At 57.9% G+C, this 23,227-nt stretch carries 23 protein-coding genes and 1 riboswitch; of the genes, 6 read left to right on the top strand and 17 right to left on the bottom strand.

Features of this window, described 5'->3' with window-relative positions:
• Window positions 1–42: 42 nt before the first annotated feature.
• From N7D90_RS05835 to cobO, 10 genes are all read right to left on the bottom strand, one after another.
• A complete protein-coding gene (locus N7D90_RS05835; protein ID WP_261741286.1) occupies window positions 43–780 on the bottom strand; it encodes an adenosylcobinamide-GDP ribazoletransferase in 738 nt (245 codons plus the stop codon).
• Entirely contained in the window at window positions 780–1,358 is a 579-nt protein-coding gene (gene cobC / locus N7D90_RS05830; protein WP_261741285.1) for an alpha-ribazole phosphatase family protein, read from the bottom strand. The genes N7D90_RS05835 and cobC overlap by 1 nt, the downstream gene beginning before the upstream one ends.
• Complete coding sequence (gene cobT, locus N7D90_RS05825; RefSeq protein WP_261741284.1) at window positions 1,355–2,410, bottom strand: nicotinate-nucleotide--dimethylbenzimidazole phosphoribosyltransferase; 1,056 nt, start codon at window positions 2,408–2,410, stop codon at window positions 1,355–1,357. The genes cobC and cobT overlap by 4 nt, the downstream gene beginning before the upstream one ends.
• On the bottom strand, window positions 2,407–2,928 hold the full coding sequence (gene cobU / locus N7D90_RS05820) for a bifunctional adenosylcobinamide kinase/adenosylcobinamide-phosphate guanylyltransferase (protein WP_261741283.1): 522 nt from the start codon (window positions 2,926–2,928) through the stop codon (window positions 2,407–2,409). The genes cobT and cobU overlap by 4 nt, the downstream gene beginning before the upstream one ends.
• Before the next feature lie 82 nt (window positions 2,929–3,010).
• Entirely contained in the window at window positions 3,011–4,462 is a 1,452-nt protein-coding gene (locus N7D90_RS05815) for a cobyric acid synthase (RefSeq protein WP_261741282.1), read from the bottom strand.
• Complete coding sequence (gene cobD, locus N7D90_RS05810) at window positions 4,459–5,451, bottom strand: threonine-phosphate decarboxylase CobD (protein ID WP_261741281.1); 993 nt, start codon at window positions 5,449–5,451, stop codon at window positions 4,459–4,461. Before cobD ends, N7D90_RS05815 begins: the two co-directional genes overlap by 4 nt.
• Complete coding sequence (gene cbiB, locus N7D90_RS05805) at window positions 5,444–6,352, bottom strand: adenosylcobinamide-phosphate synthase CbiB (RefSeq protein WP_261741280.1); 909 nt, start codon at window positions 6,350–6,352, stop codon at window positions 5,444–5,446. Before cbiB ends, cobD begins: the two co-directional genes overlap by 8 nt.
• Window positions 6,349–6,999 (bottom strand): 5,6-dimethylbenzimidazole synthase, encoded by a 651-nt coding sequence (gene bluB, locus N7D90_RS05800; RefSeq protein WP_261742386.1) that lies wholly within the window; start codon window positions 6,997–6,999, stop codon window positions 6,349–6,351. Before bluB ends, cbiB begins: the two co-directional genes overlap by 4 nt.
• Window positions 6,996–8,309 carry a cobyrinate a,c-diamide synthase gene (locus tag N7D90_RS05795; RefSeq protein WP_261741279.1) on the bottom strand — a complete coding sequence of 438 codons (1,314 nt, stop codon included), beginning with the start codon at window positions 8,307–8,309 and terminating at the stop codon, window positions 6,996–6,998. The genes bluB and N7D90_RS05795 overlap by 4 nt, the downstream gene beginning before the upstream one ends.
• Before the next feature lie 10 nt (window positions 8,310–8,319).
• Entirely contained in the window at window positions 8,320–8,931 is a 612-nt protein-coding gene (cobO, locus tag N7D90_RS05790) for a cob(I)yrinic acid a,c-diamide adenosyltransferase (protein ID WP_016779866.1), read from the bottom strand.
• A gap of 75 nt (window positions 8,932–9,006) precedes the next feature.
• Window positions 9,007–9,250: riboswitch (cobalamin riboswitch) on the bottom strand.
• A 128-nt stretch (window positions 9,251–9,378) separates the two neighbouring features.
• On the opposite strand from cobO, the gene N7D90_RS05785 reads away from it, so the two are divergent.
• Window positions 9,379–10,686, top strand: a complete 1,308-nt coding sequence (locus N7D90_RS05785; protein WP_261741278.1) for a PQQ-dependent sugar dehydrogenase — start codon at window positions 9,379–9,381, stop codon at window positions 10,684–10,686.
• Window positions 10,687–10,794: 108 nt separating this feature from the next.
• Here N7D90_RS05785 and N7D90_RS05780 read toward each other — a convergent pair whose 3' ends face one another.
• The 3 genes from N7D90_RS05780 to hda all read right to left on the bottom strand — a co-directional run bounded on the left by N7D90_RS05780 (window position 10,795) and on the right by hda (window position 13,035).
• On the bottom strand, window positions 10,795–11,334 hold the full coding sequence (locus N7D90_RS05780; protein ID WP_261741277.1) for a C40 family peptidase: 540 nt from the start codon (window positions 11,332–11,334) through the stop codon (window positions 10,795–10,797).
• 145 nt (window positions 11,335–11,479) lie between these two features.
• A complete protein-coding gene (locus tag N7D90_RS05775; RefSeq protein ID WP_261741276.1) occupies window positions 11,480–12,106 on the bottom strand; it encodes a C40 family peptidase in 627 nt (208 codons plus the stop codon).
• Window positions 12,107–12,330: 224 nt separating this feature from the next.
• Entirely contained in the window at window positions 12,331–13,035 is a 705-nt protein-coding gene (gene hda, locus N7D90_RS05770) for a DnaA regulatory inactivator Hda (protein ID WP_261741275.1), read from the bottom strand.
• A gap of 359 nt (window positions 13,036–13,394) precedes the next feature.
• Here hda and N7D90_RS05765 point away from each other — a divergent pair, with 359 nt between their 5' ends.
• Window positions 13,395–16,157: a polysaccharide lyase family 8 super-sandwich domain-containing protein gene (locus N7D90_RS05765; protein ID WP_261741274.1), complete on the top strand. Its 2,763-nt coding sequence runs from the start codon at window positions 13,395–13,397 to the stop codon at window positions 16,155–16,157.
• Between the two features lie 101 nt (window positions 16,158–16,258).
• On the opposite strand, the gene N7D90_RS05760 is transcribed toward N7D90_RS05765, so the two are convergent.
• Together N7D90_RS05760 and N7D90_RS05755 are read right to left on the bottom strand one after the other, a co-directional pair.
• Window positions 16,259–17,332, bottom strand: coding sequence for an AI-2E family transporter (locus tag N7D90_RS05760; RefSeq protein WP_261741273.1), 1,074 nt, complete (start codon window positions 17,330–17,332; stop codon window positions 16,259–16,261).
• 35 nt (window positions 17,333–17,367) lie between these two features.
• Window positions 17,368–18,402 (bottom strand): DUF2066 domain-containing protein, encoded by a 1,035-nt coding sequence (locus tag N7D90_RS05755; protein WP_261741272.1) that lies wholly within the window; start codon window positions 18,400–18,402, stop codon window positions 17,368–17,370.
• Between the two features lie 383 nt (window positions 18,403–18,785).
• Here N7D90_RS05755 and purM point away from each other — a divergent pair, with 383 nt between their 5' ends.
• The 4 genes from purM (at window position 18,786) to N7D90_RS05735 (ending at window position 21,669) form a co-directional block, all read left to right on the top strand.
• Window positions 18,786–19,844 carry a phosphoribosylformylglycinamidine cyclo-ligase gene (gene purM / locus N7D90_RS05750; protein ID WP_019827729.1) on the top strand — a complete coding sequence of 353 codons (1,059 nt, stop codon included), beginning with the start codon at window positions 18,786–18,788 and terminating at the stop codon, window positions 19,842–19,844.
• A complete protein-coding gene (gene purN, locus N7D90_RS05745; protein ID WP_261741271.1) occupies window positions 19,844–20,494 on the top strand; it encodes a phosphoribosylglycinamide formyltransferase in 651 nt (216 codons plus the stop codon). The genes purM and purN overlap by 1 nt, the downstream gene beginning before the upstream one ends.
• Before the next feature lie 8 nt (window positions 20,495–20,502).
• On the top strand, window positions 20,503–21,216 hold the full coding sequence (locus N7D90_RS05740) for a DUF3108 domain-containing protein (RefSeq protein WP_261741270.1): 714 nt from the start codon (window positions 20,503–20,505) through the stop codon (window positions 21,214–21,216).
• 270 nt (window positions 21,217–21,486) lie between these two features.
• Window positions 21,487–21,669: a hypothetical protein gene (locus tag N7D90_RS05735; protein ID WP_261741269.1), complete on the top strand. Its 183-nt coding sequence runs from the start codon at window positions 21,487–21,489 to the stop codon at window positions 21,667–21,669.
• Window positions 21,670–21,810: 141 nt separating this feature from the next.
• Here the strand turns inward: N7D90_RS05735 and N7D90_RS05730 are convergent, their stop codons facing one another.
• Both N7D90_RS05730 and mazG read right to left on the bottom strand, forming a co-directional pair.
• Window positions 21,811–22,356: a DUF2058 domain-containing protein gene (locus N7D90_RS05730; protein WP_019827734.1), complete on the bottom strand. Its 546-nt coding sequence runs from the start codon at window positions 22,354–22,356 to the stop codon at window positions 21,811–21,813.
• Between the two features lie 22 nt (window positions 22,357–22,378).
• Window positions 22,379–23,212, bottom strand: coding sequence for a nucleoside triphosphate pyrophosphohydrolase (gene mazG, locus N7D90_RS05725; RefSeq protein WP_261741268.1), 834 nt, complete (start codon window positions 23,210–23,212; stop codon window positions 22,379–22,381).
• Between the last annotated feature and the right edge of the window lie 15 nt (window positions 23,213–23,227).

Below are 23,227 nucleotides of genomic sequence, written 5' to 3'. Positions count from 1 at the left end.
CTTCTTTGTGGGAGCGAGCCTGCTCGCGAAGCAAGCGTCAGGTCATTGCTGCATCAGCGCCAATCCCACCAGCACCAGCACTTCAAGCAACTCCAGCAACGCCCCAGCGGTATCGCCTGTGGTGCCGCCCAAACGGCGCATCATCACCCGGCGCAGCCATACAAACCCTACGGCTGCCAGCGCCAATGCCCACAGCCCGGCAGACCCGGCCAACACCACACAGGCCACGGCACCCAGCCCCAATACCCACCAGCCCGCCTTGCGTGGCAGATGGTCGGCCAGCGCCTGGCCCAAACCACCGGCACGCACGTATGGCGTGGTCAGGAACACCGCCAGCAAGGCACTGCGCCCGATCAAGGGCACGATCAGCAAAGCTGCGCCGTTGCGCTGCTCAAGTAACGCCAGCAACGCACAGAACTTGAGTAACAACACCAACACCAGCGTCACCACCGCAATCGGCCCGCTGCGCGGATCTTTCATGATGGTCAGCGTGCGCTCGCGGTCACCAAAGCCGCCCAGCCAGGCATCTGCACTGTCGGCCAGACCGTCCAGATGCAGCCCGCCACTGAGCAGCACCCAAACCGTCAGCAGCAAAGCCGCATGCAGCATCAATGGCGCATCGGCCAGCAATCCATTGAGGCCCCACAGCAGCAGACCAAACAGCAGCCCCACCAGCGGATAAAACAGTAGTGAACGCCCCAGTTCCTGGGGCTGCGGCATACCCGGCAAGCGAATCGGCAAGCTGCTTAAAAACTGCAAGGCAATCCAGAACGGCAACATTAGCCGACGACCTCGGTCAACTGACCCTTCGCGCCAACCTGCAACCCGAACAGCGCGCCATGGATCACCGGCACCTGCAGCAATTGCTCGCGGGGCAAGCCGCGGGCCTGAGCCAGCAGCAGCTTCATCACTCCGCCATGACACACCACCAGTACCCGTTCACCGGAAAATTCCTGCTGCATACGGCTGACGGCAGACAACACCCGCGCCGAAAACTCAAGTACCGGCTCGCCGTCGGGCGGGGTAAAAGCGTAGGGATCCGCCCAGAACAGACCTAGAGCTTCTGAATCGACTTCCATCAACGCCGCGGCGCTCTGCCCTTCCCAGGCACCAAAATGCAGTTCTTGCAGGTTCTTGTCGAACGACACAGGCAAATCGAGCTGTGCGCTCAACTCCCGGGCAAACAATGCGCAACGCTGCAACGGCGAACTGACAATCCGATCCCACGGCCCCTGGCCTTTAACGGCCTCACGCATTTGCGTCCAGCCCAACGGCGTCAAGGCGTCATCCAGGCTGCCGCGCAAACCACCGCCCAACTCGGTCTCGCCATGACGCAGCAAATCCAGTTGCACTGTCATGCCGGACGATCTGCAACGGCAGCTTCGGCAAATGTTGCCATCTGCCCGTGCAGGTCACACGCCAGGCGCATCAACGGCACCGCCAACGCCGCGCCGCTGCCCTCACCCAGGCGCAGGCCCAAATCGAGCAACGGCTCGGCTTGCAAGCTTTGCAGTACATGACGATGACCCAGCTCAGCCCCACGATGACTGAAAACCAACCATTCTCGACATTCAGGATTCAAACGTACGGCGACCATCGCCGCGACGGTGCAGATAAAACCGTCGACCACCGCCACGATGCCTTCCTGGGCACAGGCCACATAGGCCCCGACCAGAGCTGCAATTTCAAAACCACCCAGGCGAAACAGGGTCTGCAGCGGATCATCGAGATGGCCTGCATGCAACGCCAGCGCCCCTTCGATCACCCGCGCCTTATGGCTCACACCGGCGGCATCCAGACCTGTACCCGGCCCGGTCAACTGCGAAGCCGGGCAATCGAGCAGCGCACTGGCCACGGCACTGGCAGACGCCGTGTTGCCGATGCCCATTTCGCCGCCAATAAACAGCTCACTGCCCACTGCCTGCGCCCGCAATACGCTGTCACGTCCCGCCTGCAAGGCTTTTAATCCTTGGCTGTCGGACATCGCCGGGCCCAGCGCAAAATTGGCCGTACCTGCGCCCAACTGCAAATGACGCACACCCTCCAGCTCCAGCATCGGCGTGACCGTGCCCAGATCCACCACATCCAACTGCGCGCCCAACTGCCGGGCCAACACGCTGATCGCCGCACCGCCGCTGACAAAGTTGTGCAGCATTTGCCCGGTGACTGCTTGTGGGTAGGCCGAAACGCCTTCGTCGACTATGCCGTGATCACCTGCAAAAATCGCAATCCACAACTGATCGACACGGGGTTTGAGCCGCCCCTGCAGCCCGGCCAATTGCACCGCCAATGCCTCAAGCTGGCCCAGCGAACCCGCCGGTTTGGTCAATTGCTGCTGACGTGCGGCTGCAGCCAATTGCATGTCACGGTTAACGGGCTTGCAGGGGGTCAGCCACCACGGGGTGTTCATAGTGCAGTTCCTTTCAACGTCAGGGGCAGGCCCGCCACCGTCAGCACTACTCGCTGACAGCGCTCGGCCAGGGCTTGATGCAACCAACCGGCTTCATCGACATAGCGGCGAGTCAATTCGCCCAGCGGCACGACACCCATTCCGGTTTCGTTGCTGACAAACACAATTTCGCCCGGCAGATCAGCCAGGCATTCCAGCAGTGCATTACGTTCGGCAATCAACCGCTGAGGGTCTTCAAGCATCAACAGATTGGTCATCCACAGCGTCAGGCAGTCCACCAACAGGCAAGCATCGGCGCGAGCGTTATCGCGCAGTACCCGGGCCAGTTCGACAGGCTCTTCAATCAGCGCCCACTCGACTGGACGACGTTCGCGATGATGGCGCACGCGCTCGCTCATCTCGCCGTCCAGCGGCTGGCTGGTGGCGATATAGGTGACGGCGCAGCCAGACTCGGCCGCCAGCTTTTCAGCCAGGCGACTTTTGCCCGAGCGGGCGCCGCCCAAAATCAGTTGCAGCATGTCGATAAACCTCTGGATCTGCTGTGGGAGCGAGCCTGCTCGCGAAGTAATGTTTTTCGCGAGCAGGCTCGCTCCCACAGCTTTATATTTCGCAAAGCTCACGCAGGTAGGCCGTATCCAGGTGGTTTTCCACCAGGTCCGCCAGCCGCTCGATATCCCGCTCGCGCAGGGCGTGGTAGTCCACTTCCTGCACATCCTGCAAACCGGCCCAGCGCAGCAATGCGCTGCAAGCCGCAGGCGACTCGAACACGCCATGCAGGTAGGTGCCGAGAATTTGCCCGTCCGCACTTTGTGCGCCATCACAGCGCCCATCATCCAGCCGCACCACAGGCTGTTCCAGAGCAACACCGGTGGTCACCCCCGCGTGGATTTCATAGCCACTGACTTCGGCGTTTTCGAGAACCAGGTGCCCGCGTACATTGCGCAGCTGCTTTTCGGCTGCAAGCTCGGTGCTGAACGCCAGCAAACCCAAGCCGGCACTGGAACCCGGCGCGCCCTCAAGGCCCAGCGGATCATGAATCTGCTCGCCGAGCATCTGCAGGCCGCCGCAAATCCCCAGCAGCTTTCCGCCGTAACGCAGATGACGACTGATGGCCGCATCCCAGCCATTGGCGCGCAAATACGCCAGATCACTGCGTACGCTTTTGGAACCGGGCAGGATGATCAAATCAGCGGGCGGAATCGGCTGGCCCGGCCCCACAAACTGCAAGTCCACTTGCGGATGCAGGCGCAGCGGGTCGAAATCCGTGTGATTGCTGATGCGCGGCAGTACCGGCACCACCACCTTGAGCACCTGCTCGACCTTGTCGGTCTGGCGCTGATCGATGCCATCCTCGGCCTCGAGGTGCAAGTCCATCACATAGGGCAACACACCGATTACCGGCTTGCCGGTGCGCTGTTCCAGCCAGTCAAGACCGGGCTGGAGCAAGGCGATATCGCCGCGAAACCGGTTGATGATAAAACCTTTGACCCGCGCCTGTTCCGACTCGGACAACAGCTCCAGGGTGCCAACCAGATGCGCAAACACCCCACCGCGATTGATGTCAGCGATCAACACCACCGGGCAGTCCACCGCTTCGGCAAAGCCCATGTTGGCAATATCACCGGCCCGTAGATTAATCTCGGCCGGAGAACCCGCGCCCTCGACCATCACCACCGGATACGCCGCACTCAAACGCTGGTGCGAGGCCAGTACCGCCTGCATGGCGATGGCCTTGTAGTCGTGATACGCCACCGCGTTCATGCTGGTAACGGCACGACCATGAATAATCACCTGGGCACCGGTATCGCTGTTGGGCTTGAGCAACACCGGGTTCATGTCCGTGTGCGGCGCCAGCCCTGCAGCCTGAGCTTGTACCGCCTGGGCGCGACCAATCTCGCCACCTTCGGCGGTTACCGCGCTGTTGAGTGCCATATTCTGCGGCTTGAACGGCACCACTGCCACACCCTGGCGAGTCAGCCAACGGCACAGGGCCGTCACCAACGTGCTTTTACCGGCATCAGATGTGGTGCCTTGCACCATCAACGTACTCATAGGGTTTCCTTGGTGTACGCCGCTAATGCCAGCTCCAGGCGCAACCAGTCAGCCTCGGCAGCAGGCAGGCCAAAACGCACGCTGCTGTTGTGGGTAAACAGGCGCAGCAAAATGCCGCGATGCGCCATAAATTCGTAAAGACGGTCAGCATGGGGCGTGATCAGCCACTTGAACAATGCACAGCCCCCTTGCGGCGGTAAATCATGCAAGCCCAGCAACCGTTCCAGCCGCCCGCTAGCCAACTCGCTGCGTTCGCGCTGGCGAGCATGGCCGGCGGTGTCGAGCAGGCAGGCCTGACCGACAATGCGCGTCGGCCCACTCACGGCCCAGGGCCCAGCTTGCTCGGCCAGTAACTTGAGTAACTTTTGCTCGGCCAGTACAAAACCCAGCCGTACTCCGGCCAGACCAAAAAACTTGCCAAACGAGCGCAGCACAATCAGCCCAGTACGCTGGCTCTGTGCCGCTAGGCTCAGCTCTGGCGTGTTGTCCATAAAGGCTTCGTCCACCACCAGCCAGCCACCGCGCTGCACCAGCCGCGCATGCCATTCCAGCAAACGCTCAGGGGTCAGGCTCAGCCCCGTAGGATTGTTGGGATTGACCACGACTAATACGTCCAGCTTGTCGAGGTAGAAATCGACTTCCTGCTCCATGATTTCACGCACGATATGCCCACTGTGCCGCCAGGCATGCGCATGCTCGGCGTAACACGGCGACAGCACGCCAACCTTGCCACTGCGGCGCAGGCGCGGCAGTAACTGAATGGCTGATTGCGAACCCGCCACCGGCAGCACATTCAGTGCGCCGTAATAGGCGCAGGCTGCCTGCTCAAGACCGTCGTCGGTTTCAGGCAAGCGCGCCCAAGCACGTTCAGGTATCGGCGGAATGGCAAATGGCCAAGGCGCCAGCCCAGTGGACAAATCCAGCCAGTCGGCTTCGGCAATGCCGTAATGCAACGCTGCCCTGCGCAAACGCCCGCCGTGCTCAAGCATAGAATTCACTCCACACACACAGAATCAACAACCACAGCCACACGCCACGCTGCACCAGTTGCCAGCCACGACCAATCGAGTCGGCATCTGCCGGTACACCTTCACCCAACTGCGGACGCTCATGCAGTTCGCCGTGATAAATCGCCGGGCCACCTAGCTCAACACCCAACGCACCGGCACCTGCGGCCATGACCGGGCCAGCATTGGGGCTGTCCCACAGCGGGGCCTGTTTGCGCCAGCACTTCAAGGCCAGTCGGGTTTTACCCAGTACGGCGTAAGTCAGAGCAACCAGCCTTGCAGGAATATAGTTAAGAACATCGTCGATCCGGGCAGCGGCCCAACCAAATCGCTCAAAGCGTTCGTTGCGATAGCCCCACATCGCGTCCAGCGTATTACTCAAACGATAGAGCACCACGCCCGGCGCACCGGCCACGGCAAACCAGAAAATCGCCGCAAACACCGCATCGCTGCCGTTCTCGAGTACCGATTCGGTGGCGGCGCGGGCCACTTCAGTCGAGTCCAGCTCGCTGGTCTGGCGGCTGACCAGATACCCGACCCGGGAGCGCGCCTCATCCAGATCATTGGCGCGCAATGCCTGGGCAACCGGTTGCACATGCTCCCCGAGGCTGCGCATGCCCAGCGCGCAATACAGCGCCAGAATGTCCACCAACCAACCGATATAAGGCAGCCACGACAGTGCCGTGGCCAGAACCGTCAGCGGCAATACCGCCAGCACCCACGCCGTCACACCATGACTGCGCCAGCCACGACCACCGGAATTGAAACGCTGCTCGATACGCTCGGCCATCCGGCCAAACGCCACCAGCGGATGCCAACGCTTGGGCTCACCCAACAGTGCATCCAGCGCCACCCCGGCGACGCACAGCAACGCCACACTCATGGACTCACTCCCCAATAATTCTCATACACCAATTCACTCAGTGGGCGCGCTTGCGCCCACCCTTCCAGCACTAGCATCGGCGCCGGATAAAAAGCCTCGACCGGGCCCAGGCACAACACAGCCAGCGGCTTGGCGCCTGCGGGCAACCCCAACAGATCAGCCAACGCCTGAGGCTCGAACAACGATACCCAGCCCATGCCCAAGCCCTCGACACGTGCCGCCAACCACAGGTTTTGAATGGCACAGGACAACGATGCCATATCCATTTCCGGAAGTGTTCGTCGGCCAAAAATGTGCTTTTCGCGGTCGTCCATCAACGCCGCCACCAGCACCTCGGCGCAATCGTTGATGCCTTCGACCTTGAGCGTCATGAACTCATCGGAGCGCTGGCCCAGCGCCTCGGCGGTGCGCACCCGCTCGTCTTCGACCAAGCCCTGGATCTTGCCACGCAGCTCTCGGTCGGTGATGCGGATAAATCGCCACGGCTGCATCAACCCCACACTCGGGGCCTGATGCGCCGCTTCCAGCAAACGCGACAACAACTCGGGCGCCACACTGCCACCGCTGAAATGCCGCATATCGCGGCGTTCGGCAATGGCGCGGTACACGGCTGCGCGTTCTTCAGGGCTAAATGCGTTGTCGGTCATGGCGCCTTCACGGCGCATGGCGCAAACAACGCGGCAATGGCCTGAGGATTGGACGGGAAGTAAAAGTGCACATAAGAGGCGGTCATCCGCCCTTCGCGATATACCGCTTCAGCGCCACGCCCGCCGTTAGGGCTCAGGCCGCGGGCAATGGGCTCAAGCTCGGTACTGGTCAGTGAGTGATGATAGGTATGGCCGCGCAGCAACCCTTCGGGCATGTCCACGGCTTGCAACGCCAGCGCAGCCAGACGCTTTTGCATCGTCGCCTCCCCAGCCAGCAAACCCACCAGTTCAGCACGCTGCCCCTCAACATCGGTCAAGGCATCGAGCAGGTAAAGCATGCCGCCGCATTCGGCGAGCAGCGGCTTGCCCGCAGCGTGATGGGCACGAATCGCCTCCAGCATCGGCGTATTGCGCGACAGCTCAAGGTGATGCAACTCGGGATAACCGCCCGGCAAATACAGGCTGTCAGCCTCGGGCAAGCGGACATCGCGAATTGGCGAGAAAAACACCAGCTCAGCGCCCATCGCCCGCAACAGATCCAGGCTCGCACCATAGGTGAAGGCAAACGCTTCGTCACGGGCCACGGCAATCCGCACCCCGGCCAGCAACGGCTCGACCACAACCGGTTCAGGCGCCGCAAACTCGACCGCGGGCGGCAGCGCTACCTCACAGGTACTGGCCAAGGCATTCGCCGCCGCGTCGAGGCGTACATCCAGATCGTTCAGTTCACTGGCCTGGACCAACCCCAGGTGACGGCTCGGCAGCTCGATCCCGGTCTCGCGGGACAACGCGCCGTACCAACGCAAGCCTTCGGTCAGACTGCCTTCGAGCAACTGCGCGTGGCGCACCGTGCCGACCCGATTGGCCAGCACACCGGCAAACGGCAGATCCGGCTGATAGCGCGCCAGGCCCAAGGCCAGTGCACCAAAGGTCTGGGCCATCGCGGTACCATCGATCACCGCCAAGACTGGCACACCAAAATGCCGTGCCAGATCGGCGCTGGACGGTGTGCCGTCGAACAGACCCATAACACCTTCGATAAGGATCAGGTCCGCATCTGCAGCAGCCTCCCACAGCAGACGGCGACTTTCATCGGCGCCCACCATCCACAAATCCACCTGATACACCGGCGCACCGCTGGCGCGCTCAAGAATCATCGGGTCGAGAAAGTCCGGGCCACATTTGAACACCCGCACCTTGCGCCCCTGATTGTGATGCAACCGGGCCAGGGCGGCTGTAACGGTGGTCTTGCCCTGACCGGAAGCCGGTGCGGCGATCAACACCGCCGGGCAATGACGTGACGCTCTCATACTTCAACACTCACAATTCGATGCCTTTCTGGGCTTTGATCCCGGCCTGGAAGGCGTGTTTCACCACACCCATTTCGGTCACGGTATCGGCCAGATCAATCAGTTCAGGTTTGGCGCCGCGCCCGGTGACCAGCACATGCTGCATCGGCGGACGGGCTTGCAGGTCGGCGAGTACCTGCTCAAGGTCGAGGTAGCCGTGCTTGAGCGCGATATTCAGCTCATCCAGCACCACCAGCCCGATGGACGGGTCACGCAGCATCTCGCGGGACACTTCCCACGCGGCTTCAGCGGCGGCGATATCACGCTGACGATCCTGGGTTTCCCAGGTAAAGCCTTCGCCCATGACGTGATAACGCACCTGCTCGGGGAAGCGGCGGAAGAAGATCTCTTCGCCGGTGCTGTTGCGACCCTTGATGAACTGCACCACACCGCACTGCATGCCGTGGCCCATGGCCCGGGCCAACATGCCAAAAGCGGAACTGCTTTTACCTTTGCCGTTGCCGGTCAATACCAGCAGCAGCCCGCACTCATTGGGCGAGCTGGCAATGCGCTCGTCCATAACGGCTTTTTTGCGCAGCATGCGCGCCTGATGACGTTCGTCGCGTTCGGGGGATTCGTTCATGGCAGCTCTCCGTTGGGGCTCAATGATGCAAACGGGAGGCGGGGGACAATAAACAACGCACCATCGCCCGCCGCGAGGATGCTGGATGGATCAGGCCGGTCTCCGGGCTCACAAGCGGTTCCATCCCGAAGGACAACCCCTGACCACGCGCCTTCCCGTGCGTAAACACAGTGGCACTCAGCGTGGTTTTGACTCATTTACCGTTGCGGGGGCAGCGCCGGGATCATGGCGGTTGTGTGGGTCAAACACGCCCTCACCGGCTTCCCTGTTTCACTCTATCGATCCGGGACCATAGAGCACCTGAAACAAGCCGCGAAGGTTAGAGGGTTGGGGGTGGAGCGTCAATTAAAGGTGGCACCAAAACGCTTTATACAAGGCTCTGACCTGAACCTTTAAGCGGCTACGCTTCTCTATGACTTACAAGACCAAAACCTCATGGAGATACACATGTTCAAGCGCCAGCACGCTATTGTCATCGTACTTGCGACGGGGTTGGCTGCCTGCGGCGAGAATTCGACCCTGCAAGTGAGTGATGGCACGGGACCTACGCCGAAACTGCCCGAACCGAACAAGACACTCATCCCGACCGTCAATATCGCCCCGGCGATCGGCTGGCCTGACGGTGCCACGCCAATTGCCGCCCAAGGCCTGCAAGTAACAGCCTTTGCCGAAAACCTTGACCACCCGCGCTGGCTCTACGTATTACCCAACGGCGACGTACTGGTGGCAGAAACCAATTCACCGCCCAAACCGGATGACAGCAAGGGCATCAAGGGCTGGATCGCGGACAAGGTGATGGCCCGCGCCGGGGCCGGAGTGCCAAGCGCGAATCGGATTACCTTGTTGCGCGATGCTGACCACGATGGCGTAGCCGAAACCCGTACGGTTTTTATCGAGAATCTGAACTCGCCCTTTGGCATGACGCTGGTGGGCAATGATCTGTATGTCGCCGACGCCGACAAGCTGTTGCGCTTCCCTTATCAGGCAGGCGAAAACAGCATCAGCGCCCCACCCACCAAAGTCGTCGACCTGCCGGGCGGGCCGTTGAATCACCACTGGACCAAAAACGTCATCGCCAGCCCCGACGGCTCCAAGCTGTATGTCAGTGTCGGCTCCAACAGCAACGTCGGCGAGAACGGCATGGATAAGGAGCAAGGTCGCGCCGCAATCTGGGAAGTTGATCGCGCCACCGGCAATCACCGGATTTTCGCTTCAGGCCTGCGCAACCCCAACGGGATGGACTGGGAGCCCAAAACCGGAAAACTCTGGACTGCCGTCAACGAACGCGACGAAATCGGCAGCGACCTGGTGCCCGACTACATCACCTCAGTCAAGGACGGCGGCTTCTATGGCTGGCCCTACAGCTATTACGGCCAGCATGCGGATGTACGGGTCAACCCGCAAAACCCGGAACTGGTGGCCAAGGCCATTGCCCCGGACTACGCAGTGGGCCCGCACACCGCGTCTCTGGGCCTGAGCTTTGCCGCAGGAAGCAAACTCCCCGACTTTACTGAAGGCGCTTTTATAGGCCAGCACGGCTCCTGGAACCGCAAGCCGCACAGTGGCTACAAGGTGATTTTTGTGCCCTTCGCGGACGGCAAGCCCACAGGCATGCCGATCGATGTGTTGACCGGTTTTCTCAACGCAGACGAAAAGGCCATGGGCCGGCCGGTGGGCGTGGTCATCGACAAGCAAGGGGATTTGTTGGTGGCCGATGATGTCGGCAACAAGATCTGGCGGGTGTCAGGCAAGTAAAAGCCTGGCTGTAGCCGCTGACGAGGAACGAGGCTGTGATGGGCTGCCTAGCAGCCCCATATCCTGAAGGCCCTTCGGACCTTATCAGCGGCTACAGCAGGTTTGCGGTTACGGCAAACGCGCCAGATGCTGCTCGTTCGGCAAGACCCGCTTGGCGTTCAGATAGGCTTTTTGCCAGTAGGCTTTGTTGAGGCTGTCCAGCTTGACCGTACCGCCCGTGGCCGGCGCGTGTACAAAGCGGCCTTCGCCGACGTAGATCCCGGCGTGGCTGACCTGGGAGCCACCATTGGTGGCAAAGAACAGCAGGTCGCCGGTTTGCAGCTTGTCCTGACCAATATTCTGCGCCTGCATCACGATCATCTCGCGGGTGGTGCGCGGCAGCGAAATACCCGCTGCGTCGTTGTACACGTACTTGATCAGGCCGCTGCAATCAAAACCCGAATCCGGGGTATTGCCGCCCCAGCGATAAGGCGTGCCAACCAGCCCCAAAGCGCGAAACAGCACGTCTGCGGCAATCGGTGAGGTTTCTTCAGGGTGGCTGATAAATACAAGCGGCTTTTGCGCAACGGGAGGCGGTGCCGTGCGGTTCGCGCAGGCACTGAGCAGTGCTGCTAGAGTCAAAAGTGCAACGCGGGCCATGATCGACATAAACAGAATGTTCCTGATTCTGGATACGGCAACTCTGGCCGCGAAACCCGAAGCCGCGACAGGGGGCACCTTCGCGGCTTCAGGAATTTAACAATGCGACTGAATTCTAGCGCTTAGCAACAGAACTTCAAGTAAGACATTAACTTTACTTGCGAGCTACTACGCTCGAAGGTGCCATCGCGAGTGCGCGCTTGGCCTCAATAAAGGTCTTGCTCCAGTAGCTGTCACCCAGGTTATCAATCCGTACACCACCGCTGCGGCGGCTGCTGGAGTGGATAAACTGGTCATCGCCCAGGTAAATCCCGGCATGGCTTACACGACCACGACCATTGGTGCTGAAGAACAGCAAATCACCTGGTTTCAGATTGTTTCGTGCGACCAACGGTGCATTTACGTTGATCATTTCACGCGTTGAGCGCGGCAATTGCATGCCCGCCTCTTCTTTGAACAGATAACCGATGAAGCCGCTGCAATCGAAGCCTGCCTCAGAGGTGCCGCCAAAACGGTAACGCGTACCGATCAAGGCCATGCCACGCTCAAGGATGCTGTCAGCCAAAGCTGGCAGTTCGTAAGGCTTGCTGTTGGCGGAGAAGTCAGCCAGTTCTTTTTCGGTTGCCAGCTCTTCCTGATAAATAGCGGAAGATTGCGATACCGAGGATGACTTATGAGCCTGACGTTCGACGACTTGTTGCGACACAGGAGTGTGAGCAGCACAGCCAAACAACAGGGTAACGAGTGCGAGGGGCACGAGGGGTGCGAAGCGCTTTAGCATGGGCACGACCGTGGCTTGTAGGAAAAGTAGCCGCGACTATGCCTTCTATGATCCTCATTTGCAAATTCAATCGATCTAAATGTGACTCAAGGGTTTTCTCGATGCATCTAAGGCTTTACACCTCTGACAATCGACTTTGCGCGCGCAACCATTCTGCGACGCAGGCTTTGTGCCGCCTAAAAATTGCCGGAAAGGTCTGCAGGCTACGGTTTTAAAGGCGCGAGCTACCAGCCCAGGGTTTCTTTCAAGAACGGTATGGTCAGCTTGCGCTGCGCTTGCAAAGACGCCTGATCGAGACGTTCGAGCAAATCGAACAGCGCACTCATGCTGCGGGTGCCGCGCGTGAGAATAAAGTGCCCAACCTCGTCGGTCAGGTGCAAGCCACGACGCGATGCGCGCAACTGCAAGGCACGCAGCTTGTCTTCATCGGACAAGGGGCGCATCTGAAAGACCAGTGCAAGGGTCAGGCGGGACTTGAGGTCCGCCAGCTTGATTGGCAATTCACGGGGCGAGGTGGAGGCAGCAATCAGCAGGCGCCGCCCGCTGTCACGCAAACGGTTGAACAGGTGAAACAGCGCTTCTTCCCAGTCAGCACGACCGGCCACTGCCTGAAGATCATCCAGACAGACCAGTTCGTATTGCTCAAGGTTATCGAGGATCTCAATGCCGCGATCCAGCAACTCGGCCAGTGGCAGGTACACCGCCGGCTCACCCATCTGTTCAAAGCGCAGGCAGGCGGCCTGTAGCAAGTGCGTACGCCCGACGCCATGCTTGCCCCACAGATAGATCAGGCTTTCTGTCCAGCCGGCGTCGGCTTCGCACAGACGCTCGACATAGCCGAGTGCAGCGGCATTGGCGCCTGGATAGTAATTTATGAAGGTTGCGTCATCACGCAGACGCACACCTAGGGGCAGCTGAATCGGTTTCATGCTGACTGAACAGTTCAAACGAACCGTTAGTGGCCTCTGTGTAAGGTTTGAAAAGTTTATACCCGTCTCGCCGGGCACACAATGTAACAGACCACGAGCAAAATCAAAGGTTTGCATTATCTCTTTGAGCCACAACGAGTTTATTGATTGCGAGCTGGCACTGATACCCCCCAGCTTCGAAAACCTTCCCCACCCCTCCTCCTCGCCCGGCTTGACGCCCGAAACGAGCGCTTTCGCCTACGCATCGCTGCAGGACCTATCAATTCTGGCAGTAACCGACCGAGAAAAATCACAGATAAAGTTAAAACCACACACTGCCGAAAAAACCAATCACGCACTCCGTACCAGCCGAGGCCCCCATGAATAATGAACTGGAAATGTGGATCGAGATGAATGGCGCATCCATCATTTCAGATCGGGACACACTAAAAGGTGAGTCGCTCTATGCCTGCGCCATAAATAATCATAACGGTCAGGTGTTAAGCCTGGTCCACTACCAGCCTTCGGATGCGCAAATGGGTCACTATAGGTGGCCAAAATTTTTCTCGGACACGATTAACCAAGCCTCAGACTCAATCCGTGCAGGCAAAAAAATCGGCGAGACATTCAAAACTCATGACAGCGGCTATCCCAATAAGCTCTGGCATTCGAATCTGTGTGACATACGCGTATTTACGACGGCTTGTCATTTGGATAACTGGATAACCGCCGGATCGATTGAATCAGCAGCCAACTTGCTGCCAGACTCCTCCATCATCATCAAAGTGAAAGACAGTTCGACCGGGCACATACTTGAGACGTTGACCTTTCATCCAACGAAGAGTGAATCCACCCAATATAACTGGCCATTCTTTCTCAGTCATTTCATCAATACCAACAGTGTCTTCCTGCGCGCAGGAGAAAAAAACCTGGAAACAAGGCTCATAACCCCCCTGTTTAGCAGTTATGAAAATACGCTCTGGCTGCCTGCTCACAGTGCATTGACTGTCACTCTTGAGCATGCCCTCGCAGAGCAAGTTAAAACCAGCGCAAATACGGTTCATGGCGACCTGATTTACAAACTGCGATCCACCCCACCCGGCCAATCAGAAATTGACCACTGGATTTCCATGTTTAACAGCGGCCGTTTCTCGGATATCAAATACCCCTCGGGGAAAAAAATTAACCCTGCACCTCTTTACACTCACTTACAAAGGGCGCAAAGCATTGCCAACTATATTGCCCGAAATCAAGCTTCTGCCCCCGAGCGGTATATTGAATGCGCCGTCGATGCCTTGAATTTTTACAGCCAGCAAAATTATGACCCTGCCAACTGGTGGGATCTCAATATCGGACTGGGAAAAAGAGCTTCGATTGCAGCTCTCCTATTGTCCACCGTCGTTCGCAACAACAAGCTGAACATGTTCTTCGACTACATCAGGCAGGTGACGAACGCCGAGGCACCCGAAACCGGCGCCAACCTTGCCGACTATTGCTTTATCCAACTGATATGGAGCTTGGCCGCATGGAAAACATCTGCGGACAACGCAGAGCTTGGAAATACTTATGCGGCCTACCAGGTGCTCTCCTCACTTTGTTTTCCGGTCCATCGTCACGGCAAAGAAGAAGGAGAGGGAATCAGTGTCGACTACTCCTACAGTCAGCACAATCCAGAGTCTGGTAAGTACTCGCAACTGTATGGCGCTTCTTACGGACAGGAATTGCTTTCCAGAATATTTCAAAGTATCTCAGTCTCAAATGGGATCTTCTCCTTTACCCGGGAAGCCGTGACGTCGATCGAAGAGTTCCTTGTTCAGGGAATGGCCTGGATGGGGTATGCCAAAGTGTATGACTTTCATGCCTGCGGCCGGGCCCTGAGCCGAAACACACTGACAAACTCATCGCTGGCAGGTTGGGCCCAGCAACTTATCAACCAAGGGGCAAAGCACCCTGAAGTTTTGCTGGAACTCATCAGCCGTGCCAATGGAAACGAGGCAGACAATCAGTACTTCATCGGCAACAGGGTATTTTGGGTCAACGATTACATGTCCCACATAACCCCGAATTTTTGTCTGTTCGCTAAAATGATCTCGGACAGAAGCGTAGGCTCTGAAAGTGGAAACGGGGAAAACCTGAAGGGATATTACCTGGGAACGGGATCCTGTTTCGTTGTCAAGCACGGAGATGAGTATCGCAACATACAACCCGTCTGGGACTGGCAAAAAATCCCCGGCACCACGGTGGAGCAAGTTCCAGATTTCAAATTCCCACTAATTAACTGGGGAAACAGGGCATGGGGGAGCCATCCTTTTGCCGGCGGCGCCAGCAATGGGCATTGCGGAATCAACAGCATGAAACTGGCAAAAAATCAGATCGCCAACTCCCATAAAAGTGTCATTGCACTGAGCGAGGGCGCTGTTTTTCTGGGCTCTGCCATTAACACGATAACGACGACTCATCCGGTCACCACCACGGTCAACCAATGCCGCCTGAAAGGGGAAGTTACTGTAACGTTACATGATGGATCCCGCTCTAACCCATCCATTCCCTTTAAGATATCCTCCACTGATATCGCGCAAATCGAGCATGACGGGCTCTACTATCGATTCAGAAAAGAAGATGCTCAGGAAGTAACACTGCAACTGGCTGAGCAATCAGGTAGCTGGCGCTCGATCAATACATCAGGAAGTCTGAACATCCTGAAAGAGCCAGTATTTACCGTATGGATCAATCACTCCAAAGGTACACACGGAACGTACGCCTACGAATTAGGCAATATCGAGGTGCCCAGCAATGAGTGCCAGCGGATCTACAGTAATACTGTCCATATGGCATTGTTTTACTCACCCGCAAAAGCCATAGGTACTCTGTTCGACGCCAGCGTCAAACTCGACATCCCGCTCGGCAACGCACTGTCAGTCACACCGTTGGATGCTGTGTCCTTCATAATTGAGGAACGCGAGGGCTATCTGCATTTCACTTGTGCTGACCCGAGCCAACAACTTGAAGAGGCTCGATTTATCATTTCATTTCCTGCGCAAGGCACACTGGCTGATACCAGAGCGGAGCAGATCATCACTATTCCCTTGCCCTCTGATGACCTAGCTGGAAAAAGCGTTACGCATGCGTATCTCATCCCTTGAAAAACACACGAGTAACGCTCTTCCAAGACAACATGCAACCAGAGCACTTAATGGTCTACTACACGTTGGTCATCCAGTGCCCTGGGCTTTTATTGGCCAAGTTATAACTGAGGGTCTTCACTGCCTTTATAGACTTGGGAGTCTTTGTACAAATCCTGCACATGGCGCACCAGCACCATAATCACCGCCGCTAACGGCAATGCCAGCAGCACCCCGGTAAAACCGAACAGTTCACCCCCCGCCAGGATCGCAAAGATCACCGCCACCGGGTGCAGGCCAATTCGGTCGCCCACCAGCAGCGGCGTCAGCACCATACCCTCCAGCGCCTGGCCAACCATAAACACCACGACAATGCCGATCATGGGATACAAGTCGCCACCAAACTGGAACAACCCGGCTACCAGGGCAGCACCGATACCGATAATAAACCCCATGTAGGGCACGATGGCCGCCAGACCGGCCATCAAGCCGATCAACAACCCTAACTCAAGCCCTACCAGCATCAAACCGGCGGAATAGATCACGCCCAACGCCAGCATCACCAGCAACTGGCCACGCACGAATGCGCCGAGCACGTCGTGACATTCCTTGGCCAGCGACACAATCTGGTCGGCCCGTGAACGCGGCAACAGGTCGCGAATCCTGGCCATCATGATGTTCCAGTCGCGCAGCAGGTAAAACGCCACCACCGGAATCAACACCAGATTTGCCAAAAGGCCGATCAACACCAAGCTGGAAGCCGTTGCCTGCGACAGGACGATACCGACGATGTCAGTGGCCTGCCCCATGTTCTCGGTGATTGCCGCCTTGATCTTGTCGAACTTCCAGAAACTGTCGCTCAGGCCGAGCTTGGCTTGCACCCACGGCATTGCCGTGTGCTGCAACCAGTCGAGAACCTGCGGCGCCAATTGGTAGAGCTTCAACAGTTGCTTGGCCAGCAGCGGCACCAACACCAGCAGCAATGTCATCAAAATGACAGTGAACAACGTGAAAACCGTGATCGTGCCCCAGGTTCTTGAAAGCCCGAGCCTTTCCAGCCGATCAACCACAGGGTCGAACATATAGGCCAGAACGATCGCGACCAGAAAAGGCGTAAGTATCGGGTGCAGGAAATACACAAACAGGACGAACCCCAGCGCCACACCCCACCACACCCACCGTCGCGAATCTGCCATGAGCTACCCCATCCTTATATAAAGAAGATCAAAACCTACCAGCGAAACCGCAGTTGCGCCGCAGGCGCTGGCGTCACACCGGGCGCTTGCCCTGCGTCAGCCCCGGAAGACACCTGACCGGCAGGCACTTCCTGCAACTGCGCCAACCCCAGCTGCGAACGCAATTGCTCAGTACTGCCGTTTACCAGATACACAATACGATCACCGTCGACACTCTTTAGTTGCGCGCCGAAGGGTTCCAGCAAATGCCCAAGCTGCGCATAGCGTTGCAGCGTCATGCCCTGAACTTCGAGCAACTGCTCGGAGGAAACCCCGGGCTTCACCGCATAACGCGGGGCCAGACGCTGACTCACTGCAAGCATCACGGCATCGGCCAGCGCAGCTTGATCGGAAGCCTGAGCGCTGCCTTGCTCCTGCTGATCACCGACCCACAGACGCCACTTGGCGCTCCACTGTCCGGCGTCATCATGCGCATGCACCGCCAGCAGCGCATCCGCGCCATAGCGCTCGGATGCGTCCTTTAAAGGTGCAGGATTGCTGCCCTCAAGGTTTTCTGCTGTACCCACCAGCTGTTCACTCAAATCTGCCAACGGCAGGCGCAACGGCAATCCGCGATGCTGCGCCGCTCGGCGCAATGGCTCTGCCGCTGATTGACCGTCACCGACCAGGCTCGAACCATCGACCGAGTCGTTCAACCACCAGCCGAGCAATGCTGGACGGTTACTGCCCCACAACGACAGACCGGCCTGGCGCAACGCACGATCAGTACTCACCGGATCGAAGTCCACCTGCAGGCTTTCCGGCGGCCCCGCGTCATAGCCGTAGCGGCTGATGATTTGCTGCGGATCCTTGCGAATCGCCTCAAGACCCGGGCTTTGAATCGCCTTGGCGTCCCCGGTAAGACGAAGCACCAGGGTTTCCAAGGCCTTTTGCGTGGCCTGGGTACGCTCATCCGGCGATTGACTGGTGACCGGCTCATGCACCTGATAAAGACCCGTCAGAATTTCGGCATGACTCGCCAGGCTGAAAAATGACAAACAGCCCACGGCTAAAAATTGACTAAAACGCATGAAAAATTCCCGATGACAAAAAGCAGCCTGGAAAGGACGCCATAAAAACACTCGAACACACTTCAGACACGGCCACAGCCGAATCATTCACGCTCATCTCGCAGTTTTCATGCGGTCATAAAAACTCAAAACCAATTAGCTATACCTTATACAGGCCCGCGCGCAGACCCAAGTACGACTAAAAAAGGTTTTTTTCGACAGATATAACCCTGCCTGTCGGCCCGAGGATGGCCGCTGCCCCTCAAGCCTGATAAAATCGCGCGCCTTCGCAGACCGCCAACAGCCGGACACCCTGCAATTGCTCTGTTGCAATCATTGAGCACTTGCAAGCCTGCCCGCTGAACTCGGTCGATACCCCCGAATCCCCCCTAAAGGCCTGGATTATGAGCAAGCAACCATCCCTGAGCTACAAAGACGCCGGTGTAGACATCGACGCCGGTGAAGCATTGGTCGAACGCATCAAGAGCGTGGCCAAGCGCACTGCACGCCCGGAAGTGATGGGCGGCCTCGGCGGTTTTGGCGCCCTCTGCGAAATCCCGGCTGGCTACAAGCAGCCTGTACTGGTTTCCGGCACTGACGGCGTTGGCACCAAGCTGCGCCTGGCACTGAACCTGAACAAACACGACAGCATCGGTATCGATCTGGTTGCCATGTGCGTTAACGACCTGATCGTATGCGGCGCAGAGCCTCTGTTCTTCCTCGACTACTACGCCACCGGCAAGCTCAACGTAGAAACCGCGACCCAAGTGGTTACCGGTATCGGCGCTGGCTGCGAACTGTCCGGTTGCTCGCTGGTAGGCGGCGAAACCGCTGAAATGCCAGGCATGTACGAAGGCGAAGACTACGACCTGGCCGGTTTCTGCGTCGGTGTTGTAGAAAAATCCGAAATCATCGACGGTTCCAAGGTTGCTGCCGGTGATGCTCTGCTCGCCCTGCCATCTTCGGGCCCGCACTCCAACGGTTACTCGCTGATCCGCAAAATCATCGAAGTGTCCGGTGCCGACATCGAAAACATCCAGCTCGACGGCAAGCCGCTGACCGACCTGCTGATGGCGCCGACCCGTATCTACGTCAAGCCGCTGCTCAAGCTGATCAAGGAAACCGGCGTTGTTAAGGCCATGGCCCACATCACCGGTGGTGGCCTGCTCGACAACATCCCGCGCGTGCTGCCAAAAGGCGCTCAAGCAGTCGTTGACGTTGCCAGCTGGCAGCGCCCTGCAGTCTTTGACTGGCTGCAAGAGAAAGGCAACGTGGACGAAAACGAAATGCACCGCGTGCTGAACTGCGGCGTTGGCATGGTGATCTGCGTGGCTCAGGCTGACGTTGAAACCGCGCTGAACGTACTGCGCGAAGCAGGCGAGCAACCTTGGGTCATTGGCCAGATTGCAACGGCCGCCGAAGGCGCTCCACAAGTTGAGCTGCAAAACCTCAAGGCGCACTAATGCCTGATACCTGTGATGTAGTGGTGCTGCTTTCCGGCACCGGCAGCAACTTGCAGGCCTTGATCGACAGCGATGACGTCAAGGCCAGCCCGGCAACAATCCGCGCGGTAATCTCCAACCGCGCAGATGCCTACGGCCTGCAACGCGCCAAAGACGCGGGTATCGATACCCGCGTACTGGATCACAAAGCATTCGAGGGCCGCGAGGCCTTCGATGCTGCACTGATCAAGGTCATCGACGAATTCAATCCGAAACTGGTGGTTCTGGCCGGATTCATGCGCATTCTCAGCGCAGACTTCGTACGTCACTATCAGGGTCGCCTGCTCAACATCCACCCCTCGCTGCTGCCCAAATACAAAGGCTTGCACACGCATCAGCGGGCGCTGGAAGCGGGAGATCGCGAACACGGCTGCAGCGTGCACTTTGTGACCGAGGAACTCGATGGCGGACCTCTGGTCGTACAGGCAGTGATACCGGTAGAGTCCGATGACTCGCCGCACAGTCTGGCGCAACGGGTTCACACCCAGGAACACCGGATTTATCCGCTTGCAGTGCGCTGGTTTGCCGAAGGTCGCTTGTCACTTGACGAGCAAGGCGCATTATTGGACGGTCAATTACTCGCGGCCAGCGGCCACTTGATACGAACCTAGGAGAACTTATGCGTCGTGCCCTGTTTCTCGCCCTTGGCCTGCTGGCGTTCCCAGCAGTCCAGGCGGCCGATCTTCAGCCTTTCAAGGCCAGCTATACCGCCGACTGGAAACAGTTGCCAATGAGCGGCTCCGCCGAGCGTAGCCTGACCAAAAGCGACAACGGTGTCTGGACCTTGAACTTCAAGGCTTCGATGCTGGTGGCCAGTCTGAACGAAGAAAGCACCCTCAAGATCGAGAAAAACACGCTGATCCCGCTGACCTACCACTTTGAACGTGGCGGTCTGGGTAAAGCGAAAAAGATCGACCTGGATTTCGACTGGGCGACCAAAATGGTCACCGGCACCGATCAGGGCGACGCAGTCAAAGTGCCGCTACTGACTGGCATGCTCGACAAATCCACCTACCAGCTGGCGCTGCAGCGTGATGTAGAGGCCGGCAAAAAGTCCATGAGCTACCAGGTGGTTGATGGTAACGACGTAGACACCTATGACTTTCGCGTGATCGGCCCTGAAGTGGTCGAAACCAAGGCGGGCAAGGTAGACGCTATCAAGGTTGAGCGCGTACGCGATCCGACGCAGAACAAGCGCATCACTGAAATGTGGTTCGCCAAGAACTGGGATTCGCTGCTGGTCAAACTGCGCCAAGTCGAAAAAGACGGCAAGGAATACAACATCATGCTGCTGGACGGCACGGTGAATGGCAAAACGGTCAAGGGCAACTAAGCGACAAGCCTTTAGCTGCAAGCCGTAAGACAAAACCTCGCTTCGGCGGGGTTTTTTTGGGCCTTAAAATAGCCCTAAAACATGAAACTTTTGTCATAAAACTATCGGCAAAATCCGTAAACACCCCGTCTTTCAAGGGCTGCAGAGTTTTGCGGTTTTTAACGACATGACAGCCCGACAATTAGCTATTTACTTAGGAAGCTAACAGATTCTATAAAGAAGTCCTGCGACGCCTTGCCGCAGGCCCTTATCAGAATTTGGAGCAAGCAGATGACTATCAAAGTAACTGAGCGCGACGATTCACGTATGTTTCACCAGCTGGTAGCCCACGGTGTACACCTGTGGGATGTACATCAAGAAGACGTACTGGTTGGTATGTTCCACCGCGAAAGCGACGCTCACAGCTACAAGGCTGAGCTGGAAAAGCTGGAAGCGCAGAAACACCAAGCCTGAACTACAGCAACTACAGTCTTGAAAAACACAAACCCCGCCGAAGCGGGGTTTGTTTTGTTATGCGCTAACGCAAAACTCTGTGGGAGCGAGCCTGCTCGCGAAAGCGTTCGCGAGCAGGCTCGCTCCCACGGGTTGTGAGTGTTACCACATCAAATCGTCAGGGATCTGATAAGCCGCGTACGGATCGTCTTCTTCCGGGGTTTTCGGCTCGACCAGGATGTTCAACTGCACGATCCGACGCGGATCGCGTTCCTGGATCTTCAGCGCCGCCTCACGCGGAATGACTTCGTAACCGCCCTGGTGCTGCACGATCGCCAGCGAGCCATTGGCCAGCTTGTTACGCATCAACGTGTTGACCGACAGGCGCTTGACCTTCTTGTCATCAACGAAGTTGTAGTAATCCTCGGTAGTCAGCTTGGGCAGGCGCGAGACTTCGATCAATTGCTTGATCTGGGCGGCGCGGGCCTTTTGCTCGACCTTTTCCTGTTGCTGACGGTTCAGCTCCTGGTCGCGCTTGACCTTCTCGGCCTTGGCTTCGGCAGCCAGACGCTGCTGAGTGTCGTCCAGTTCGATCTGGCCTTTATGGGCCAGACGCTGCTGCTTCTGCTTTTCTTTACCGGCCTGCTTGGCCTGCTTCTCGTTAACCAGTCCGGCTTTGAGCAACTGGTCGCGTAGGGAAATGCTCATCTACTTACTCACTTAGGCAAACTCAGCCGCAGCTGGGCAAATTCTTTTCCTGGCGCTTGGCTTCGCCCCACAGGGCGTCCAGGTCTTCAAGGGTGCAACTTTCAATGGGACGCAGGGTATCGCGCAATGCCTGCTCGATAAACCGGAAACGTCGATCAAATTTTGCATTGGCGCCACGCAAGGCGGTTTCAGGGTCCACTTTGAGGTGCCGGGCCAGGTTGACCACGGAAAACAGCAGGTCGCCAATTTCGTCATGGATGGCCGCCGAATCGTTATCGGCCATCGCTTCCAGCACTTCGTCCAGCTCCTCGCGGACCTTGTCCAGTACCGGCAACGCGGCTGGCCAGTCAAAGCCGACCTGGGCAGCACGTTTTTGCAACTTGGCCGCGCGGGACAAGGCAGGCAGCGCCGCCGGTACATCATCGAGCAACGACAACTGTTCGGGGGCGGCGGACTTTTCTGCGCGCTCCTCGGCCTTGATTTCATCCCAGCGCTGCTTTACCTGCTCTTCGCTCAGGCGTGGCACATCCAGCGGCGCATACAGATCGCCGGTGGGGAACACATGGGGATGACGGCGGATCAGCTTGCGGGTGATGCTATCGATGACCCCGGCGAATTCAAAACGGCCTTCTTCGCGGGCCAGTTGGCTGTAATACACCACCTGGAACAATAAATCGCCCAACTCACCCTGCAAATGCTCGAAATCGCCGCGCTCAATGGCGTCAGCGACCTCGTAGGCTTCTTCAAGGGTGTAAGGCACGATAGTGGCATACGTTTGTTTGATATCCCACGGGCAGCCGTACTGCGGGTCACGCAGGCGGGCCATGAGGTGCAGCAGGTCGTCGAGGTTGTACATCAGTAATCCCTTTGG

The organism is Pseudomonas fragi (assembly GCF_025426255.1).
Lineage (GTDB): Bacteria > Pseudomonadota > Gammaproteobacteria > Pseudomonadales > Pseudomonadaceae > Aquipseudomonas > Aquipseudomonas kulmbachensis.
Note: the sequence above shows the minus strand (reverse complement) of the source record. Positions and strands in the feature narration are given on the sequence as shown.

Bases quoted from the DNA above. Each gene is read 5' to 3' on its own strand.
- purM (WP_019827729.1), top strand. From the start codon at position 18,786: ATGAGCAAGCAACCATCCCTGAGCTACAAAGACGCCGGTGTAGACATC.
- N7D90_RS05785 (WP_261741278.1), top strand. From the start codon at position 9,379: ATGTTCAAGCGCCAGCACGCTATTGTCATCGTACTTGCGACGGGGTTG.
- cobC (WP_261741285.1), bottom strand. From the start codon at position 1,358: ATGACAGTGCAACTGGATTTGCTGCGTCATGGCGAGACCGAGTTGGGC.
- N7D90_RS05775 (WP_261741276.1), bottom strand. From the start codon at position 12,106: ATGCTAAAGCGCTTCGCACCCCTCGTGCCCCTCGCACTCGTTACCCTG.
- N7D90_RS05730 (WP_019827734.1), bottom strand. From the start codon at position 22,356: ATGAGCATTTCCCTACGCGACCAGTTGCTCAAAGCCGGACTGGTTAAC.
- bluB (WP_261742386.1), bottom strand. From the start codon at position 6,999: ATGACCGACAACGCATTTAGCCCTGAAGAACGCGCAGCCGTGTACCGC.
- N7D90_RS05780 (WP_261741277.1), bottom strand. From the start codon at position 11,334: ATGTCGATCATGGCCCGCGTTGCACTTTTGACTCTAGCAGCACTGCTC.
- cobT (WP_261741284.1), bottom strand. From the start codon at position 2,410: ATGAACACCCCGTGGTGGCTGACCCCCTGCAAGCCCGTTAACCGTGAC.
- purN (WP_261741271.1), top strand. From the start codon at position 19,844: ATGCCTGATACCTGTGATGTAGTGGTGCTGCTTTCCGGCACCGGCAGC.
- N7D90_RS05795 (WP_261741279.1), bottom strand. From the start codon at position 8,309: ATGAGAGCGTCACGTCATTGCCCGGCGGTGTTGATCGCCGCACCGGCT.
- cobO (WP_016779866.1), bottom strand. From the start codon at position 8,931: ATGAACGAATCCCCCGAACGCGACGAACGTCATCAGGCGCGCATGCTG.
- cobU (WP_261741283.1), bottom strand. From the start codon at position 2,928: ATGCTGCAACTGATTTTGGGCGGCGCCCGCTCGGGCAAAAGTCGCCTG.
- N7D90_RS05735 (WP_261741269.1), top strand. From the start codon at position 21,487: ATGACTATCAAAGTAACTGAGCGCGACGATTCACGTATGTTTCACCAG.
- N7D90_RS05815 (WP_261741282.1), bottom strand. From the start codon at position 4,462: ATGAGTACGTTGATGGTGCAAGGCACCACATCTGATGCCGGTAAAAGC.
- cobD (WP_261741281.1), bottom strand. From the start codon at position 5,451: ATGCTTGAGCACGGCGGGCGTTTGCGCAGGGCAGCGTTGCATTACGGC.
- N7D90_RS05835 (WP_261741286.1), bottom strand. From the start codon at position 780: ATGTTGCCGTTCTGGATTGCCTTGCAGTTTTTAAGCAGCTTGCCGATT.
- N7D90_RS05760 (WP_261741273.1), bottom strand. From the start codon at position 17,332: ATGGCAGATTCGCGACGGTGGGTGTGGTGGGGTGTGGCGCTGGGGTTC.
- hda (WP_261741275.1), bottom strand. From the start codon at position 13,035: ATGAAACCGATTCAGCTGCCCCTAGGTGTGCGTCTGCGTGATGACGCA.
- N7D90_RS05755 (WP_261741272.1), bottom strand. From the start codon at position 18,402: ATGCGTTTTAGTCAATTTTTAGCCGTGGGCTGTTTGTCATTTTTCAGC.
- cbiB (WP_261741280.1), bottom strand. From the start codon at position 6,352: ATGAGTGTGGCGTTGCTGTGCGTCGCCGGGGTGGCGCTGGATGCACTG.
- mazG (WP_261741268.1), bottom strand. From the start codon at position 23,212: ATGTACAACCTCGACGACCTGCTGCACCTCATGGCCCGCCTGCGTGAC.
- N7D90_RS05740 (WP_261741270.1), top strand. From the start codon at position 20,503: ATGCGTCGTGCCCTGTTTCTCGCCCTTGGCCTGCTGGCGTTCCCAGCA.
- N7D90_RS05765 (WP_261741274.1), top strand. From the start codon at position 13,395: ATGAATAATGAACTGGAAATGTGGATCGAGATGAATGGCGCATCCATC.